Here is a 412-nt window from a genome sequence, read left to right on the forward strand (position 1 = left end):
AGAAGGGTCATCTTGCTTAGAGTTTTGCTGTTTATCTTGAGAAGAGTCATCTTGCTTAGAGTTTTGCTGTTTCTCTTGAGAAGAATCATCTTGCTTAGAGTTTTGCTGTTTATCTTGAGAAGAATCATCTTGCTTAGAGTTTTGCTGTTTATCTTGAGAAGAATCATCTTGCTTAGAGTTTAGTTGTTTCTCCTGAGAAGGGTCATCTTGCTTAGAGTTTTGCTGTTTATCTTGAGAAGAGTCATCTTGCTTAGAGTTTTGCTGTTTCTCTTGAGAAGAATCATCTTGCTTAGAGTTTTGCTGTTTATCTTGAGAAGAATCATCTTGCTTAGAGTTTTGCTGTTTATCTTGAGAAGAATCATCTTGCTTAGAGTTTAGTTGTTTCTCCTGAGAAGGGTCATCTTGCTTAGAG

At 36.4% G+C, this 412-nt stretch carries 1 protein-coding gene; it reads right to left on the minus strand.

Going from position 1 to position 412, the window contains the following annotated elements; translation table 11 throughout:
- The coding region (locus MR167_RS31860; protein ID WP_242316264.1) for a hypothetical protein at positions 1–412 on the minus strand (412 nt) is incomplete at both ends.

The organism is Bacillus cereus group sp. BfR-BA-01355 (assembly GCF_022663675.1).
Taxonomy (GTDB): domain Bacteria; phylum Bacillota; class Bacilli; order Bacillales; family Bacillaceae_G; genus Bacillus_A; species Bacillus_A thuringiensis_S.